The organism is Flavobacteriales bacterium, assembly GCA_016700415.1.
Classification (GTDB): domain Bacteria; phylum Bacteroidota; class Bacteroidia; order Flavobacteriales_F; family PHOS-HE28; genus PHOS-HE28.
This window is the reverse complement of sequence record CP065018.1, coordinates 3,209,241-3,226,160: the sequence shown is the minus strand read 5'-3', so window position 1 is coordinate 3,226,160 and position 16,920 is coordinate 3,209,241. Positions and strand designations below refer to the sequence as shown.

The following is a 16,920-nucleotide window of genomic DNA, read 5'->3' as shown; positions in this document are numbered from 1 at the left end:
GCATCAAAGGCCGCTCAACATTGGAGCCCCACGAAAACCGCGATCGCCCGCAGATGCGCCTCCCGTATGATCCGCTCACTCCTTCTTCTCCACATCCACCATCATCCGGTTGTCGTCCGGGTGGCGGTCGAAGAAGAGATGGTCCGGGTCGATCGTCACGGCCGAGGGCTTCCCGCTCACTTGGAAGGTGAACATGTTCTCGCCCGTATGGAGCTTCAGGCGTTCCTGTACCAGCGGCACCTCGTTCAGTTCCTTGTCCTTCCCGAAGGTGGGCCACCGCTCCACGGCGATGTCCATCCAGTCGTTCATCTGCACCGAGGTCCCTTTGCCCAGTGAATCGGCATGTTCTTTTTCTGCGGTCAGCTTCATGGTCACCGTCCAGGTGCTGTCGGGGTTCATCTTCCCCTTGGCCTCGATCATCTTGTTGTCGTACAGCGTGATGTACTTGATGCCGTCCTGGAGCAGGTAGTTCAGGCTGTCCGGCATCACCTTCTTCACCGCCCTGTACCATTCCAGCGAGGTGGGCCATGGTGGATCCACGTAGCCGAAGGAATCGACCAAGGACTTGAAGGCCTTGTTCAACGTGTCCTCGCCGAGGAAGGTGCGCAGCCCGTAAAGCACCACGCTGGCCTTGTTGTAGTGGATGTAGCCCTGGTTCTCCACGGTCATCAACGGCGTTTCGCCAAGCGCCTCGGAGCCGCGCGCGTTCTGGTACTTGTCGCCTTCGTACTTCAGGAACTTCCGCATGTGGTCCTTGCCGTACTCCTTCTCCATCACCATCAATGCGGAGTACTGCGCCATGCTCTCGCTCAGCAACGTGCTTCCCTGCATGGCCGCGCCCATCACTTGGTGCGCCCACCATTGGTGCCCGGTCTCGTGCGCCACCACGTAGAACACCATGTCGATGTCCTCCTTGGCCGTGAGGTCGGTGATGAAGCCGATGCTCTCGCTGTACGGCATGGTGCCGGGGAAGGCCTGCGCGAAGGACGAGTAGCGCGGGAATTCCAAGATGCGCGCCTCCTTCTGGCGGTAGGGGCCGAAGTGCGCCGTGTAGTAGTCCAGCGACTTGCGCAACGAGTTCAGCATGCGCGACACGTTCACACCGTGCTCCTTCTGGTAGTACACCTCCAGCGCCACGTCCGGCTCCTTGCCCCGTGGGTCCTTCCACGTTTCGCGGGCCACCTCGTAGCGCGCGCTGAGGAAGGAGTAGAAGTTGAGCGCCTTGTAGTCCAGCTCGTAGGTGAACCAGCGCTTGCCGTCCGCCGTCCATTCCTTCTTGAGCGAGCCCGGTGCCACGGCGATCTGGTCCGGTGCCGTGCCGATCGTGGTGCGCACATGTACCCAGTCACTGTAACGCATGAGGTAGTTGTCCATGCGCTTCGTTGGGTCGTCGCTCAGTTTCGGCATGCGTTCATTGGGCGGCAGCTCGTGCTTGCGGCGCTTCTCACGGTCGTGGATCTCCCCGTTCGGGTCGTAGCCGATGCCGGGTATGAGGTCCATGTTGTTGAAGAAGCTTCCATTGTCCACCAGCCCGGTGAACTCCACGTTGTTGGAGATCCCGTTCGGTTTCCAGCTTCCCGTGCAGGTGAACTTGATCGTCCCCCCCGGCTGTAGCGGTGTGGACAGGCGGTACATCCGCTGGTCCAGTGCGCTGTCGTTCAATACCAGCTCGGCACCGGGGATGTCCAGCTTCACTTGCATGCGGTTCGGCACGTTGAAATAGAGCGTATCGATGGCCACCTTGTCCTTGTTCTTCAGGACGATCCCTGCGGAATAGACGATGGAGCGCGCGGCGGGGTCCAGGTCGATGAAGTAGGACACGTCCGTGTAGTGCGGCTGCGGCATGTGCTCGTACTTCTTGTAGTCCTTCTCGTAGCGCACCTGCAGCTTCTCTTGCTCATCATCGGACTGATAGGTGTTCAGCACCTTGGTGTTGTAGTATCCGAAGCCCGCCATCACCAGCCACCCGCTTCCGAACAGCGCGGCCACCGGCCACGAACGTTTGAGCCGGCCCATCGCATTGCGGATCCGCCAGCGCCATGCCGTGTCGTTGCCACGCACCACGTAGAGGTACGATTTGTAGATCACCAGCACTGCAAAGAGCAACCAGTAAGACTTGAAGAACACCCAGCCCTTGAGGAAGGGGCCGAAGCCGTTCATGTCCGAATAGGTAAGCCCCGAGGTAGTGTTCAGCTTCAAAAGGTTTGACGAGATGTCAAGCGCCTGCCAGCCAAAAATGTTCAGCACAAAGAGAATGATGAAGACGAAGTAGCCGAGGTACTTGTTGTTCACCAGCACATGCACCAGGATGGCCATGGCTCCCCAAAAGGCGAAACTGAGGGTACCGGGCACCACGAAGTAGCTGAGGTACACCCAAGGCTGAAGCCGGGTGTAGCCGTGCAACAACTGCGTGGTCATGCCCGCCAGTACGGCAAAGAGATGAACGACGAGGACGATCCCGATGAGCGCCGCCAGCTTGGCGAGAAGTCCCGTGCGTGTGGCCATGGGCAGCGCGTTCACGATACCGTCCATCTTCGGGTCGCGTTCCTTCCAGATCAGCTGCCCGGCATAGAAGGCCACGACGATCAACAGATAGATGGTGAGCGAACCCTGCATCATGTCCACCACGTTGTAGGTCACCGGGTAGGTGGTGTTGCCGTACATGCTGGTGACGAAGACCAGCGAGGTGATCAGCTGCGCCAAGCCCAACGTCATGATGATGATGAAGGGCGTGCTCTTCAGCATGCCGAGGAAGTCGCTCATAAAGAGGGTGCGGAACTGGAGCCGCCCTGCATGGCCGTCGTGCCGCAGTTGCACACGTGGAAGCGCAACAGCGCCGATACCCACGGGGGCGCGTTCGTCCGGGTCCAGCGGCTTGGCCTTCTGCGCACGGTCCGTGAAGCGGAAGCGCACATAACCGAACAGGAAGACCAGCATCGCAACGCCGATCCAGATCAGGCGGTTCCACAGCAGCACACCGTCCAATGGCAGCAGGCGCGCGTTCTTGTCCGCCACGGACCAGTACTTGGTGATCAGGTCCACCGCCGCGCCGCCAAAGGGGTCCAGCAAAGCGCCGAGCGTCTGGTTGTCCATGTCGCTCATGAAGCTGGCGGCGATGGAGTAGCCCACGAACAGCGCGATGGCCGTGATGAAGGAGGCCATCGTGGAGCGCAGCAAAACAGCCACCGCGAAGATGATGGCAGCTGAGAAGAGGATGTTCGGCAGCGCGATCACGAAGAAGGCTTCCAGGTGCGGCAGCCACAGGTTCGGCCCCAGCCGCAAAGGGTCCACCGAAGGCCACCAACTGCCCAGCACCATGCCGATGGAAACGCCCAACAGCGGCAGCGAAGCGATGAAGGTGCTCCCGAGGAATTTGCCCACGAGATAGCTGCGCTTGGAGACCGGCGTGGAGAAGACGATCTGCGCCGTGTCGCTCGTGAAGTCGCGGATCGCGGTGCCGTTCACGAAGGCCGTCACCATCAGCACCGCGATGAAGGACATCGCCCCGTAAAACTGGTACACCACGAAAGGCGCGTTCTTGAAGACGTTCCCGATGCCGCCGCCGATGCGCACGTTGTCCGAGATGATCGCGAAGAAGGGCAACAGGCCGATGATCAGCAGGAAGATGTACACCATCGGCTGCCGCAGCCAATAGCGGACTTCAAAGAGGAAGAAGCGCCGCGTCATTTCGTGGCGGTTTCAGCGTTGCTGCGGCTGATGGCCCCGAAGAAGACGTCCTCCAAGCTCGGCTCGGCCGTGACGAAGCCCTCCCCGGGCCGTTCATCGCTCAGGATGTGGATCACCGGTTGGCCCGCCACTAATCGGTTACTGATCATCTTGCCGCTGGCCGCATAGCCCTCCAGCTCGCTCTTGGCGATGCTCTTCTCCCACACTTTTCCCTGGATGCTCCGCAATGATTCGTCCGGCGGACCGGCATAGAGAAGCTTGCCTTTGTTGATGATCGCCATGTTGCTGCACAGCTCCTTCACGTCCTGCACGATGTGCGTGCTGAGGATCACCACCACGTTCTCCCCGATCTCCGTCAACAGGTTGTAAAAGCGGTTGCGCTCACCGGGGTCGAGGCCCGCAGTGGGTTCGTCCACGATGATGAGCTTCGGCTCACCGATCAAGCTCTGTGCGATCCCGAAGCGCTGTTTCATCCCGCCACTGAAGCCGCTGAGCCGCAGCTTCCGCTGGTCCCACAGGTTCACCCGGTGCAGCAGGGCTTCCACCAAGGCCTTGCGCTCACGCTTCACCGTCACGCCCTTCAGCAGGGCGATATGGTCCAGCATCTCGTAGGCGCTCACCTTGGGGTACACGCCGAACTCCTGCGGCAGGTAGCCCAGTGTTTGGCGGACCTCCTCCTTCTGCTTCAGCACATCGATGTCGCCCAGGCGCACCGTGCCCGCGTCCGCCTCCTGCAAGGTGGCAAGAATGCGCATCAGCGTGCTCTTGCCCGCACCATTGGGGCCCAGCAGGCCGAACATGCCCTTGGGAATGTTGAGGCTCACGTTGTCCAGCGCCTTCACGCCGTTGCCATACGTCTTACTGAGTCCTTCGATGATCAGGTCCATGGGTAGGAAGATGGGATTTCGGGTGGAAAGGTGCGAAAAGACCGCCAGTGTTCCATCAGGATCACACGAACGGCAGGCAGCGCAGTTGTCCGGCATGGATCGTTGGTTCGGATAGTTGGTTCGGATCGTTGGTTCGGATCTGCGATCCGGACCAAATAACCATACATACCTTGCCCAAATGAGCCGCAAATACAGGATCTACGACCAAGCAGATCTGCAATTCATGACCTATGCCACCGTGGATTGGGTGGATGCTCTATCAAGACCTGCATACAAAGACATCATCGTAGAAAGCTTCCGCTTCTGCCAGGAACAAAAGGGGTTGCAGCTCTACGCTTGGTGCATCATGAGCAACCACGTACACCTGATCGCCAAGGCGGATCCCGGCCCGAAACTGGAGGACATCATGCGCGACCATAAAAAGCACACATCCAAAGCACTCATGAAGGCCATCGCGGAGAACGGCAAGGAAAGTCGGCGAGAATGGATGTTGAAGCACTTTCGCAAGAGCGGTGGGTCCTCACAATTCTGGCAACATGACCTGCATCCGATCTGGATACGGACACCGGAAGTCGTTGAGCGCTATCTGAATTACCTCCATAGGAATCCGGTGGCAGCAGGGCTGGTTAAGGAACCTGAGCATTACGTCTATTCCAGTGCTGGCAGCTACTTGGGCCTGCCTTCGATGTTAGATGTCATTTTGATCTAAAAGAAATACCGTCACGGACCGCAGATCCGCGCCAACGACTTGGTTGGTACGGATCTGCGATCCGGAGCAGAACTACATTGCAACATGGCTCTTGTCCCCGCCCACACCCGCTTCACCGGCCACAAGGGCTCCGTGTACGCCCTCTGCCCCACTGCTTCGCCCGGCAGCTTCCTCAGTGCCAGCGGCGATGGCTCCGTGGTACGCTGGATCCTGAAGGATCCCGAAAACGGCATCACCGAGGCCCGCGTGAACCGCGCCATCTTCGCCCTGCACCGGGCCAATGAACAATTGCTCTACATCGGTGACGAGGATGGTGGCCTGCACCTTGTGGGCCTTGCGGAACGCCGCGAACTGCAACTGGAGCGCGCCCATGTAAAAGGCATCTTCGCCATCGAGGAATTGCCCGACGGCCGGCTCGCCGTGGCCGGCGGTGATGGTGCGATCTCCATCTGGACAACCGGCGGCGACGGCGACGGCGACGGCGACCCCCGCATCACGCTGCAGCGCAAGATCCCCCTCACCGATGACAAGGTGCGCGGCCTCGCCTTGAATGCCGATGGCAGCCTGCTGGCCGTGGCCTGCGGCGATGGCAGCATCCACATCCTCGATAGCTCGGAGCTCAACGAGCACTTCACCCTGCCCGGTCACGACATCGGCGCCAACTGCGTGGCTTGGCATCCTTCTAAGCCTGTGCTCGTAAGTGGTGGCAAGGACGGTCACCTCCGCCTCTGGCGCACGGACGCGGAATTTCAGCAACTCCACGCCTTCCCCGCGCACAAGGACACCATCTACCACATCGCCTTCAACCCCGACGGCAGCCGATGTGCCTCCGCCAGCCGGGACAAAAGTGCCAAGGTCTGGGACGGCAACAGCTTCGACCTGCTCCGCAAGCTGGACCGCAACGCCGGTGGCCATGGCTACTCCGTGAACACGGTGCTCTGGCTCGATGGGAAAACGTTGATCACCGGCAGCGATGACAAGGCTATTGTGGAATGGAACCTTACGGCCAAAGCCTCAGGCCATCCCCTTCCGTAGCCCCTCGATCGTCGCCGGTGGCACCTTGGAAAGGTCCAGCAGCACCAGCCCGTCCAGCGAATCGTTGAAGTGCGGGTCGCGATTGAAGCCGATGATCTTCGCGTTCAGCGAGAGGTAACGCTTCAGCAGCACGGGCACCGCCGACCCGTTCTCTTCGATGTCCGAGATCACCTGGTCCAGCTTCTTGATGTCCTCACCGGAGGCCTCGAGCAAGGCATCGCCATCCTCTTTGTCGATGCCGACATGGAAGCGGTTACGCGGTTTCACGTACTTGGCCAGTTCCTCGTCGTAGTGATACTTCCGCACAAACTCCGTGATCAAACGACGCGAGAACTTGCTATAACCGCCGCTGATGCTGACCGGGCCGATGAGGTAGCGATGCTCCGGATGCGAGGTGATGTGCAACAGCAGCCCGCGCCAGAGCAAGAACAAGGGCATGCGGTGCCGCTGGTATTCGGGCGTCACGAAGGAACGCCCAAGCTCGAAGCTGCTGGCAAGCACGGCGCGCATCGGCCGGCCCAGCTTGAACAGTGTGTTGAGGTAGAAGCCGCGCTTGCCATAGCGTTCCATGATCACCTTGCCATCGCCTACGCGATAGGCACCGGCGAGCTTGCGTTGCTCACGGTCCCAGAGGAACAAATGATCGTAGTAGTGATCGAACTCGTCGAGGTCGATCGCCTTGTTCGTGCCCTCGTCCACTGTGCGGAATGTCTCCTCGCGAAGCCTGCCGATCTCGCGTAGGATGTTCGGGATCCGCCCGCTGGGCGCCAGGTAGAGGTCGAACTCACCCTGTGTGTTCAGGCGTTTGTCCGCCAGTTGGGCAAGCTCCGCCTCCATGGCCTCCACTGGTCCGGGGGATGCGATGGCCTTAGGCCGGCGGGGAAAGAAGAGCGGCCTGAAATGTTCGCGCCTGACCGTGACGCCGCTACCGATCGAATAGGTCTTGGCACGTAGGAAACGGGCGAGCGCATCCATGGAAGTGAACTGCCCGAGCTCCTTCTCCGTGAGCGGATTGCCGATACGCATCCGGACGGTGCGGCCGTGCATCCGCAGCATCTCGCGCGGTAGCTGCAGGGTGCGCAAGCTCGGATGTACCATGCCAAGGATCTGAAAAACCACGCTGTTGGCCCCGTCGAACCAAAGCGGTACGATGGGCACCTTAGCATGGCGGATCAGCTTGATCACGGGTGTCTTCCAGCGGGTATCCGCAACGGCGTCGAGGTCGTTGCGGTAGCTGCTCACCTCGCCGGCGGGGAATACGCCCAAGGCCCCGCCATCGGCCAGATGTTGGCGCGCCTGCCGCATGCCTTGGAAACTGCTGCGCGTGGTGAGCTGCTCGAACGGGTTCACCCCGATGAAGCGGCCTTGCAATGGTTCCAATTGCTGTAGCATGAAGTTGGCCATCACCTGTAGGTCCGGTCGGCGGTCGCGAAGCACATGCAGCATGGCCAAACCGTCGATGGCACCATAAGGATGATTCGCCACGATGGCCACGCCGCCCTCTTTCGGAACGCGTTCCAGATCGGCGGGGTCCACTTCCAAGCGCAGGTCGAGATGCGCGAACAAGGCCGTGATGAAGTCCTCGCCGGGACCGATCTGGATCTCGTTGTAGAGGCGCTCCAGACGGTTCAACCCGCTCACCTCGGCCAACATCGCGAACCGTGGGTCGCCCGGCTTCATGTGGCTGGCTTTCGCCAGCTCCGCCGGGTTCATCAATTTGCGGTCTTCCGACATATTGTCAAATGTAGGGCCGGAAGGATCGCTCACACGTGCAGGATCCCGATGATCTTTTCGTTCATCACCTCCCCACCGGGATAATGCCTTGTGTAGTCGAGGTTGATCCAGAGGTCGCCGTTGGCGTCCGTGTGGTAGTAGAGGTCGGCACGGCGGGCTTCTTCCGGAAAGAGCTCGTTGCGGATGAGATGGACGGCGCGTTGTAAACCCTTCACATCGCCCACGCACATTTCCGGATAGATGTGCCCGGTGGTGCGCACAAGTCTCACTTTCCCGCCGATGGCCTTGATGCAGGAAGCCATCAACACGGCATGGTCGTCACAATCGCCCGCCAGCAAGGGCACGCTTTCACTGGCCTTGGCGAAATACTCCCCGTCGGCGGGATCGCTCACGTAGATCCAGGAGGAGTTGATCACCTTGAAGATGGAAAAGGCCTGGACCAAGGTGCGATCCCCCTTCTCTTCCGCTTCTACTTTGAACCAAGTGGTGGCGGAACGCACGGCGAAGGAGCGCACCACCGGATCGATATAGTTCATGGCCGTGCGCAACTCCTCGGCCCCGTTGAACGGCCGCAGTTCCTTCACTTCCGGAAGCGCATTGGTGCTCTGCGGGAGCGAGGACAGCATCTTCCCATAATCGTCGAACAGGGACCGGAAGCCATGCCCGCCTTGGAAGGCGCGGAAGGTGACCACGGCCAGGACGATCACCAGCACGCCATAGCCCAGCAACGGCAATTTCCGCAGCAGGAAGAACACCGCGGCGAACACCACCAGGAACAGCAGCAACCGGTCCAGGCCGATCCCCGCCACGGACGGAAGCGGCATCAACGGCAAATGGGGCCACACCAAAATGCAGATGGGCAAAGCCACCACCAAGGCAACCAGCACATGGGGCGCGGTCCGTAGCAGGCCGCTTACCCGGCCCCGTGCTTCCGCCATTGCTTTCCCACCGGTCATATCAACAGGTCCACGATCATCGTGCCGGACCGAGGCCCAGCACGTCAAGCCCTTGCTCGAACACCACGTCCACGGGTATATGTGCGGCTTTTAGGCGGTCCAGATCATTCTGTAGCCGTGGTTTGATAGACCCTTCCTTTTCCATCAGTGTGCGCACGCCTTTCAAGTCCCCGTCGCCTTGCAATTTCAAGATCAAATCACTGAGGTCAGCGATGGCCTTGTGCATCTTCTCCGCGTCCACGCGGTAGGTGCCCATAGCCTCATCCCGCTGAAGGGCCCCGGCGTTCATGAAATAGTTGAAACGGAGCATGTTCGCGCGGCCATGGGCATCGCTGGCGCCGAAGCGCACGGAACGGAACACGCTGGCCATGAAGGTGACGTAGTTGTCCATCACTTCACCGTCGGTGATCTCACCCTTGCCCCGCAGTTGCTCCACCATGTATAGGCCCAGGATGTCCGCCTTGCCTTCTTCCAAGGCACCCGCCTCATCGAGCAGTGCATCACGCACGGAGCCTTTGCCGTTGACGGTGTTCTTGATGCCCAGGCCGTGCGCCACCTCGTGGAACATCACGTTCTGGAAGAAGGCGTCGAAGGTGATGTGTTTCCGCTGGTCTTCGGCCATCAGCATGTCCGCGATGGGCACCACGATCTGGTCGAACTTGGCCTTCATCGCGTTCTTCAGCTGCAGGCGGCGCGTGCCTTTCTTCAATTGGATCGCCTCATCGTTCGGCAGGTTCACCGCGATGGTCTTGCCACCCGCGTTGGCATCACCAGCGTAGAAGACCACGTCGTAGGCCCCGAGCTGTGCATCGCTGCCGGGCTTCTCACGCTTGTATGCATCGGGCACGGGCAGGCCGCGCTGCAGGCCGGGAAGCAGTTTGGCGAAACGATCGAGCCGGGCGGTCCATGCGCTGTCCTTCACAAGCACGTACGCTTCATGCGCGGCCTTGTACCCATAGAGCTGGTCCTCATAGGTCTCGATGGGTCCCGCGATCAGGTCAATGGTGTTATGGCGCATGTCCAGCCACGCGATGTCGCTCGGGTCGTAATTGTCCGTGCGCAGCGCCTCGGCCCGGGCGCTCAGGTATTTCTTCTGGCCCGCGTCTTTGGCGATCGCCGCCGCACTGTCGAGCAGGTGGGCAGCGCGGCCCGCCGCCCCTTCGAAAAATTCATGATAGGGGATGGCGACGAGTTTTCCCTGTCCGTCCCGCCGCACCACGGTGTATTGGCTTTGCTTCGCGCTGTCGCCCCATGCATCGAACTCCTCTGCGGTCATGTCCTTGGGATAGAAGCGCGCCCCCTTGGGCTTCTCCCCCACGCCGTCGATAAAGGGCCTGTCGCCCGCCAGCCGGTCCCATGGACCGTAGTTCATGGTGAAGAACGCCTTGGCATCGATATCCGGATGCTTCATCGGGATGCTGTCCGGCCGTCCCCAGGCCTCTTGCCAGAAGAGACTGTCCATGATGTCCGCCACGCTGATGAACAATGGAAGCAATTGCCGGTCGGTCGCATTGAGCACGCTCAGGTCCGTGTTAAGCTTCACCGGCACATAGATGGAAGGCCGCACACGCGCATCCATCCGGGCACTGTCAACGCCCAACGTGTCGTGTTGCGCCTCTTCCGTGGGTGACCCGCAAGCGGAGATGAGCAAGGTCAATGCAAGGAGGAAGGCGGTGGGGCTGTGTTTCATGATTAACGATCATTAACCGGGGGGCGCAAAGATGGTGGATGCACCGCACCTGCGCATGGATAAAGGGAATCTTCGCAGTTACCCGGTCGCACACATGGCGTTGTCAGCTATGTAAAGGGCATCCGGGGTCGAACGCTTGGCCTGTGCTGATAGATTTGCGCTCCATGAACGGAAAAACGACGATCTCCGCCCTGCTCTTGGTGGTCTTCGCCGCGATGCATGCGTCCGCCGTCGCGCAGGATGATCCCAGCGCCATTGGCGGGCCGGAGGACCCCGAGACCTACGTGGAGACCGGTGACGGCCCCATCGTGGACGAGGCGCCCACGCCGGACCTCTGGACCTCGGCCGACTCCGCCTACCACATTCCGGCCTATGAGACCTACGGGGACTGGAACACCGACCAGATCTTCGAACGAGGGCCAGCCATCACGGACACCGTTGCCCTGCGCTTGGCCTATGCACCGTGCGATCATGAGATGCCGATCTGTGGGCGTATCACCTCTCCGTTCGGCATCCGCCGCGGCCGCCACCATTACGGCACGGACATCAAGCTTCAAGTGGGCGACCCCGTTATGGCCGCCTTCCCGGGGATGGTGCGCATATCCCGCTATCATCGCGACTTTGGCAATGTGGTGGTGGTGCGCCATGCCAACGGACTGGAAACACTATACGGCCACATGAGCAAGCGCTTGGTGGATGTGGGCGATCATGTGGAAGCGGGAGAGGAGATCGGCCTGGGCGGTTCCACGGGAAGGTCCACCGGGAGCCACCTCCACTTCGAGACGCGCTACTTGGGCCATCCGATCGATCCACAAAAGGTCTTCAACCTCGAAATGGGCACGCTGCACAGTGATAGCCTCACCATTACGCCCACCACCTTCAACATCACGGCCTCGGCGGGCAGCAGCTCCTATCGTGTGCGGCGCGGCGATACGCTCTACGGCATCTCGCGCAAGACCGGTGTAACGGTGGCCGGTCTTTGCCGGATCAACCGGATCAGTTCGCGAAGCACGCTGCGCGTGGGCCAGCGTATCCGGCTGCAGTAGGTGCGGGAGTTCCACCCATTCCGGGACGCTAGTTACCGCCCCGCTTCGCCTTGCCGATGGCCATGACCATCCGTTCACTGTATTTCGGCGAGAGCAACCTCACACCACCGTCCCGGATCCGCAGCAGGACCAAGCTCTTCCCGAAGTTGTACGTGCTCAAGCTGCTAAGCCCGGCCACGACGGCGCTCAGGCGCCCCGTGGCAATGGGCACCCCGCAATAGTGCGTGGAGGTGCGGTGCGGGCCGCCCCTCCGGCCTTGGCCCGCTTCAACGTCGGTACTTCCGTGTTGTTGGACGTAGTCCTTGGCGCTCACCAGATCGATCAGATTGGCGTCGATCACATGTTCCAAAGGCAACCGTTCTTCCTGCACGCCGCGCCTAAGCAATAAGGTATCCACGCCCAGCTCATACTCGATGACATCCTTCTTGCCCTGTCTGGCAAATACGATCACCCCGGATGCCACCATCACGGCAACAAGGAACAACAGGACGGTGGAGCCGGTCATGTTCATGGCTAAAAGGCCGAGCATGACCAAGAACAAACAGATGCCACCCCATAGGATCATCCTTCGATAGGAGCGTCGGCTGTGGAATTTCTTTACGGACATCACGTTCCGATCAAAGATAACCGCGATCGGACGGAACGATGACTTCCGCGGGCAGGGGAGGCTAAAAGGGCTGATCGGCACTTTTGCTGCGACGCGTGCGGGGGCCTAAAACCAACAGAGCGGCCCGTGCCGCTCTGTCTGTACCGAAGAAGGGACTCGAACCCTTACAACCTTACGGTTACACGCCCCTGAAACGTGCGCGTCTACCAATTCCGCCACTCCGGTAAGGAGTCCAATTTTCCCAAGGGGCCGCAAATATAGTCGTGATCCCGACCGGGACAAGGCCCCTTCGATCAATTCGTTACGGGCAGGAAGCTGTACTTCTCGCCGTATTCCAGCATTTGGTCGATGAAGTTATCCGGGTATTCCACCTTCACGTCAGTGATCTTGCCGCTGGCGTCCTCCACAGGCACCAAGCGCGGCTGGATGAAGCCGGAATACGGTGCGGTCTTGATGTTCTCCGCGCGCTTCAGCACTTCGGCATGCAGCGCCGCGTCCACTTTCACGCCATAGTCCTCCACCAGATCGTGCCCGGCTTTGTAGTCGCCTTGGCTCTTGATGCGCTGCACTTCGCGCAGCAGGTCACCGAAGATGGTGCGCAGCTTTGCGTAGTCGCGGATATGGAAGTAGGTCTTGCCGTCGCGCACCACTTTCACGATCACGCTGTCCGGCAGGCCCTTTTCATACGCCCAGGCGCTTACCCATTGGCGGTTGCGCATGTGCGCCTCCTCCACTTGGTTGCCAAGCTTCAGGCGGCGCATCTGCACCATCAAGCCATTGCGGATGTAGCTGTCGTATTCAGCCTTGCCCGCGTCCAGCGATGGCATTACGCCCCATTCCACCAGCTTTGGATCTTGCATATAGTACAATGCCACCAAGTCAGCGCGGCCTTCTTCCAAAGTGCTGGCGTAGGTCTTCAGCGTAACGTCCGGGCCGGAGATGCCCGGCTCGATCTGGCCGCTGGCGTGACCGATCACTTCGTGCAGTGCGGTATGCACTTTCCCCGCGACCGAGCCGTACTTCTCCGCACGGGCCACTTCAGCGGTATCGTAGCAGAACTCTTTCAAGGAACTGGCCCCGGAGCTGAGGTCGTACGCATCGATGATGTTGCCGAGGCTTACGCTCTTGCTGCCCACGTCCTTGCGGATCCAGTCCGCGTTGGGCAGGTTCACACCGATCGGCGTACTGGGCGCCGCATCCCCGGCCTCGCCACAGGTGTTGATGAATCGGTAGGTGATGCCCACCACGTTCTTCTTCTTATGCTGGGGAAGCAGCGGCGAGTTGTCCTCGAACCATTGCGCATTTTGTTGGATCACGACCATGTTCTTGGTGGCGATGGGGTCCGTGACCTCCACGATGCTTTCGAAGGAACCACGCTTGCCCAAAGGATCGTTGTACACTTCCACGAAGCCGTTGATGAAGTCCACCGTGCCGGTGGTGTCCTTCGCCCAGGCCACATTGAAATCATCCCAGGTCTTCAGGTCGCCGGTGTTGTAGTAGTCCATCAACAGGCCGATGGCCTTGGCCTGCTGCGGGTTCTCCGCCACTTCCTTCGCTTTGCCCAGCCACTTGTTCATCTCGGTGAGCGCGGCGCCGTACATGCCGCCGATCTTCCAAGTTTTTTCCATCAGCTTGCCGTCGGTGCCGCGCACCAACTTGCTGTTGATGCCAAAACTCACCGGGGTGCTGTCGCCCTCCACCTCCTTGGCGGCATAGAAAGCCTCCACTTCATTGGCGTTGATGTCGTCCCCGTAAAAGTTCACGGCAGAGGCCAACACGACGTCCTTGTCCTTGTCCAAACTCACCTTCTTGATGTCGATGGAAGGGTCGAAGAGGATGTCGGCCGTTTCCTTGGAAAGGGTCGCGCCGCTTTCTGCGACAAGGCTGTCCAGGTATGTGCGCGGGAATTCGGGCACGAACTTTTCCATGCCGTAGTGATGGTGGATGCCGTTGCTGAAGAACACCTGCTTGGCATACAGCATGAACTTATCCCAGTCCGTGCCGGAGCGCTCGCCTTTGTAGTTCTTCAGGATGGATTCCAATGCTTTGCGCACTTCCAGGTTCCGACTGTAGTTCTGATCCCACATGATGTCGCGGCCGCTGAGGCCGGCCATGGTGAGGTAGTAGGCAAGTGTCTTTTGCTGCAGGCTCAATTGTTCCCAACCCGGCACTTGGTAGCGCAGCACGCGCGTGTCGCCGAACTGGTCCGCCTCCCATTTGAAGGAATCCGCGGCCAGCGTATCGTTCTTGTTCGCATCCGTGGACCCGTCACCGGAGCCGCTGCAGGAGAAAAGGAGGGGAAGTGCCAAAAAGGCGAGAAGGAAATGACGCATGATCAATGATTTTCGGATCGCGAATATAGCCGCAAGGCCCAAGGCCTCAAGTCGACGGTGTTTTCCGCCCGTTGCCTTGGCCGTCCTCGGAACGTGCCTCTTCGGCCAGTTTCCGCAGCTTGTGGTAGGCGGCCAATTGCCGGTTGTAGCGTTTGATATCGGACTGGTCGAGCACGCTCAGGTGGCGGATGTCCATCTTGTCCGAGAGGTCGTGGAGCTTCACCCGCGTGGCCAATCCGTTCTTCGCCACCCGGTCGATATAGCCGATGTAGTCCTCTTCCTTCCGCCTGGAAATATGCTCCAAGGCCGTGAGCACGCGGGGCGGAAAGCCCTTCAGTTCCAGATCGGCGGTGGTGAGGTCGGAGCGCTCCAGCAGATCGTGCAGTGCGCCCAACAGTTGTTCCTCCATGTCGGTACCGCGCATCATCACCCGCAGCACGTGCAGGATGTACGGTTTTTGCGCCCGGTCCTTCTGGCCCTTGTGGACCTTCGCCGCCAGGCGGATGGCGCGCTCCAGCAAATGCTCTTCCATGTCCTGCCCTTACTTGTCCAAGGTGATGCGCAGGTCCAGCGCCTTGGGGTCCTTCATGATCACGGACCAGTCGGTGGAGAGGTTCACCTGCTTCGGCTTCGGGTCTTCCCGCGTCACCCCGTCGGCCAAGGTGATGTCGCGGATCGCATCCGGAAATTTGAAACTGTACCTGTATTTCATGCTTTCCAACATACTGGTGAGGTCGGTGGAGTCCGTCCCGCCGGTCATGTCACTACCCATCTTCTCGGCGTATTGGTTGTTCGTCCGCACCAACGTGTTCCCCTCCCAGCGGAAGAAGGTCTGTTGTACGCCACTGCTGTCGGCCATCAGCACGTTCAGCGCCTTGTTCAATGCGTCCAGGTCCTTGAAGGCGAAGGAGATCCGCTGCACATAGCCATCCTCCTCTTCCTTCAGCTTCACCCGCTTGACCCCTTCCAGTTCCTTGAGCTGTTTGATACGCTCCTCCGTTCCAGTGATCGGGCCGTCGGCCTTCTCCTTCTTGGCTTTCCCGCCGCCGGAGTCCAAAGCGTCCATCATGCCCTGCATCGCGCTCATGTCCATCACGTATTCCATGGTGCCGGAGCCGTTCTTCTTGAAGGTATAGTGCTCCTCGATGGTGATGCAGCCGGTGGCGAAGAGGATCACGGCGAGAAGCGCCCAACTTCGAACGGGGTGCAGGGAATGGATCAGGGATCTCATCTTTGGTCTGGATGACTTTCGCCAAAGGTATCCGCAGCGCGTCAGCTATGAACTACGAGCCATAAGCTACAAGCCACAAGCTTGGGGCTTGTAGCTTATGGCTTGCGGCTAAAAGAGGAATTACGAGCGTTCGTTACAACGCCAGCCTCCCCTGCTTCTCCATGGTCATCCGCAGTTGGCCCACTTCCTTGCGCAGGTCCATCACGCTGCTGGCGAGCTCGTCCCGGCTCAGGTTCGGCTCGGGCAGCTCATGGCTGATGAAGTGGACGAACTTCCATACCTCGAAGACTTCCGAGATGGGCACCTCGTAGGGTTGGTAGACGGGATTGGTGCTGCAGAGCAACAGGCCGCCGGTGGTCTTCAGTTGGTTGTACACCACTTTGAACACGATGCCGTCCTCCTTGGTGATGATGATGTAGGGCTGGCCGTCGCGGATGGTCTGCCAGTTCTGCACGTACTCGCCCGTTACCCACGAGCCTTCGCTCACGGGCGGCATGCTGTCGCCGCTGATCTGGAAGGTGCGGTACTTGCGGTCGCGGCTGAGGAAGGGCATCTGGAAAGCCGGCAGCACGCTGATGTATTCCGGGTCGGCGTAGCCCAGCGCATAGCCGGCCTTGGCCTTTTCATGCACCAGCTCGATGTTCTCCCGGTCTTTGGCGTCCACGGTGGTGGCCAGCACGCGCAACCGGCGCCCGCTGAGGTCCACGTCGCCGCCGCGCTCCAGAATGCCGAGCTGGCTTTCGCTCAACAGCGTGAGGTCATCCTTCAGCAGCTTGTCCAAGCTCACCCTGAAGTAGCCGCTGATGCGTACCAGTAGGTCCAAGGGCGGTTCCGCGCTACCATTCTCATACCCGCTCCAGCTGGAGCGTTTCACGTCGAGGCCAACGGCGACCTCTTCCTGTGAGCGGCCGCGGCGGGCGCGCAGCAGCTTCAGGTTGCTTCCGAAATGGGGATGTGGGCTCATGGCGCAATGAATTGGTGCGCCAAATATATTGACGATATATC

The 16,920-nt window shown here is 60.1% G+C and carries 13 protein-coding genes and 1 tRNA gene; 3 read left to right on the top strand and 11 right to left on the bottom strand.

Annotation, left to right across the window (positions count from 1 at the left end):
• Positions 1–75: 75 nt before the first annotated feature.
• Together IPP95_13435 and IPP95_13430 are read right to left on the bottom strand one after the other, a co-directional pair.
• Complete coding sequence (locus IPP95_13435; protein QQS72160.1) at positions 76–3,687, bottom strand: hypothetical protein; 3,612 nt, start codon at positions 3,685–3,687, stop codon at positions 76–78.
• Positions 3,684–4,574: an ABC transporter ATP-binding protein gene (locus IPP95_13430; protein QQS72159.1), complete on the bottom strand. Its 891-nt coding sequence runs from the start codon at positions 4,572–4,574 to the stop codon at positions 3,684–3,686. The genes IPP95_13435 and IPP95_13430 overlap by 4 nt, the downstream gene beginning before the upstream one ends.
• Positions 4,575–4,752: 178 nt before the next feature.
• On the opposite strand from IPP95_13430, the gene IPP95_13425 reads away from it, so the two are divergent.
• Positions 4,753–5,283, top strand: a complete 531-nt coding sequence (locus IPP95_13425) for a transposase (GenBank protein ID QQS72158.1) — start codon at positions 4,753–4,755, stop codon at positions 5,281–5,283.
• An 84-nt stretch (positions 5,284–5,367) separates the two neighbouring features.
• Complete coding sequence (locus IPP95_13420; GenBank protein ID QQS72157.1) at positions 5,368–6,318, top strand: hypothetical protein; 951 nt, start codon at positions 5,368–5,370, stop codon at positions 6,316–6,318.
• Here the strand turns inward: IPP95_13420 and IPP95_13415 are convergent.
• The 3 genes from IPP95_13415 to IPP95_13405 are packed head-to-tail and all read right to left on the bottom strand — an operon-like array spanning position 6,298 to position 10,698.
• Positions 6,298–8,052, bottom strand: a complete 1,755-nt coding sequence (locus IPP95_13415; protein QQS72156.1) for a lysophospholipid acyltransferase family protein — start codon at positions 8,050–8,052, stop codon at positions 6,298–6,300. The genes IPP95_13420 and IPP95_13415 overlap by 21 nt on opposite strands.
• Before the next feature lie 29 nt (positions 8,053–8,081).
• Positions 8,082–8,990, bottom strand: coding sequence for a transglutaminase family protein (locus IPP95_13410; protein ID QQS72155.1), 909 nt, complete (start codon positions 8,988–8,990; stop codon positions 8,082–8,084).
• Positions 8,991–9,024: 34 nt separating this feature from the next.
• Positions 9,025–10,698 (bottom strand): Zn-dependent hydrolase, encoded by a 1,674-nt coding sequence (locus tag IPP95_13405; GenBank protein ID QQS72154.1) that lies wholly within the window; start codon positions 10,696–10,698, stop codon positions 9,025–9,027.
• Between the two features lie 164 nt (positions 10,699–10,862).
• Here IPP95_13405 and IPP95_13400 point away from each other — a divergent pair, with 164 nt between their 5' ends.
• The gene (locus IPP95_13400; GenBank protein ID QQS72153.1) at positions 10,863–11,744 is read left to right on the top strand and encodes a peptidoglycan DD-metalloendopeptidase family protein; all 882 of its coding nucleotides are present in this window, start codon (positions 10,863–10,865) and stop codon (positions 11,742–11,744) included.
• Positions 11,745–11,772: 28 nt separating this feature from the next.
• Here IPP95_13400 and IPP95_13395 read toward each other — a convergent pair whose 3' ends face one another.
• From IPP95_13395 to IPP95_13370, 6 genes are all read right to left on the bottom strand, one after another.
• On the bottom strand, positions 11,773–12,351 hold the full coding sequence (locus tag IPP95_13395) for a hypothetical protein (GenBank protein QQS72152.1): 579 nt from the start codon (positions 12,349–12,351) through the stop codon (positions 11,773–11,775).
• 141 nt (positions 12,352–12,492) lie between these two features.
• Positions 12,493–12,576: transfer RNA gene (locus IPP95_13390), tRNA-Leu, on the bottom strand.
• A 68-nt stretch (positions 12,577–12,644) separates the two neighbouring features.
• Positions 12,645–14,684 carry a dihydrofolate reductase gene (locus tag IPP95_13385; GenBank protein QQS72151.1) on the bottom strand — a complete coding sequence of 680 codons (2,040 nt, stop codon included), beginning with the start codon at positions 14,682–14,684 and terminating at the stop codon, positions 12,645–12,647.
• A 46-nt stretch (positions 14,685–14,730) separates the two neighbouring features.
• Positions 14,731–15,216: a hypothetical protein gene (locus tag IPP95_13380; protein ID QQS72150.1), complete on the bottom strand. Its 486-nt coding sequence runs from the start codon at positions 15,214–15,216 to the stop codon at positions 14,731–14,733.
• 9 nt (positions 15,217–15,225) lie between these two features.
• The gene (locus IPP95_13375; protein ID QQS72149.1) at positions 15,226–15,915 is read right to left on the bottom strand and encodes a hypothetical protein; all 690 of its coding nucleotides are present in this window, start codon (positions 15,913–15,915) and stop codon (positions 15,226–15,228) included.
• A gap of 133 nt (positions 15,916–16,048) precedes the next feature.
• Complete coding sequence (locus IPP95_13370; protein ID QQS72148.1) at positions 16,049–16,879, bottom strand: LexA family transcriptional regulator; 831 nt, start codon at positions 16,877–16,879, stop codon at positions 16,049–16,051.
• Positions 16,880–16,920 lie beyond the last annotated feature (41 nt).

Excerpts from the sequence above, each read along its gene's own strand:
- IPP95_13435 (QQS72160.1), bottom strand. The coding sequence starts at position 3,687 with ATGACGCGGCGCTTCTTCCTCTTTGAAGTCCGCTATTGGCTGCGGCAG.
- IPP95_13430 (QQS72159.1), bottom strand. The coding sequence starts at position 4,574 with ATGGACCTGATCATCGAAGGACTCAGTAAGACGTATGGCAACGGCGTG.
- IPP95_13425 (QQS72158.1), top strand. The coding sequence starts at position 4,753 with ATGAGCCGCAAATACAGGATCTACGACCAAGCAGATCTGCAATTCATG.
- IPP95_13420 (QQS72157.1), top strand. The coding sequence starts at position 5,368 with ATGGCTCTTGTCCCCGCCCACACCCGCTTCACCGGCCACAAGGGCTCC.
- IPP95_13415 (QQS72156.1), bottom strand. The coding sequence starts at position 8,052 with ATGTCGGAAGACCGCAAATTGATGAACCCGGCGGAGCTGGCGAAAGCC.
- IPP95_13410 (QQS72155.1), bottom strand. The coding sequence starts at position 8,990 with ATGGCGGAAGCACGGGGCCGGGTAAGCGGCCTGCTACGGACCGCGCCC.
- IPP95_13405 (QQS72154.1), bottom strand. The coding sequence starts at position 10,698 with ATGAAACACAGCCCCACCGCCTTCCTCCTTGCATTGACCTTGCTCATC.
- IPP95_13400 (QQS72153.1), top strand. The coding sequence starts at position 10,863 with ATGAACGGAAAAACGACGATCTCCGCCCTGCTCTTGGTGGTCTTCGCC.
- IPP95_13395 (QQS72152.1), bottom strand. The coding sequence starts at position 12,351 with ATGTCCGTAAAGAAATTCCACAGCCGACGCTCCTATCGAAGGATGATC.
- IPP95_13385 (QQS72151.1), bottom strand. The coding sequence starts at position 14,684 with ATGCGTCATTTCCTTCTCGCCTTTTTGGCACTTCCCCTCCTTTTCTCC.
- IPP95_13380 (QQS72150.1), bottom strand. The coding sequence starts at position 15,216 with ATGGAAGAGCATTTGCTGGAGCGCGCCATCCGCCTGGCGGCGAAGGTC.
- IPP95_13375 (QQS72149.1), bottom strand. The coding sequence starts at position 15,915 with ATGAGATCCCTGATCCATTCCCTGCACCCCGTTCGAAGTTGGGCGCTT.
- IPP95_13370 (QQS72148.1), bottom strand. The coding sequence starts at position 16,879 with ATGAGCCCACATCCCCATTTCGGAAGCAACCTGAAGCTGCTGCGCGCC.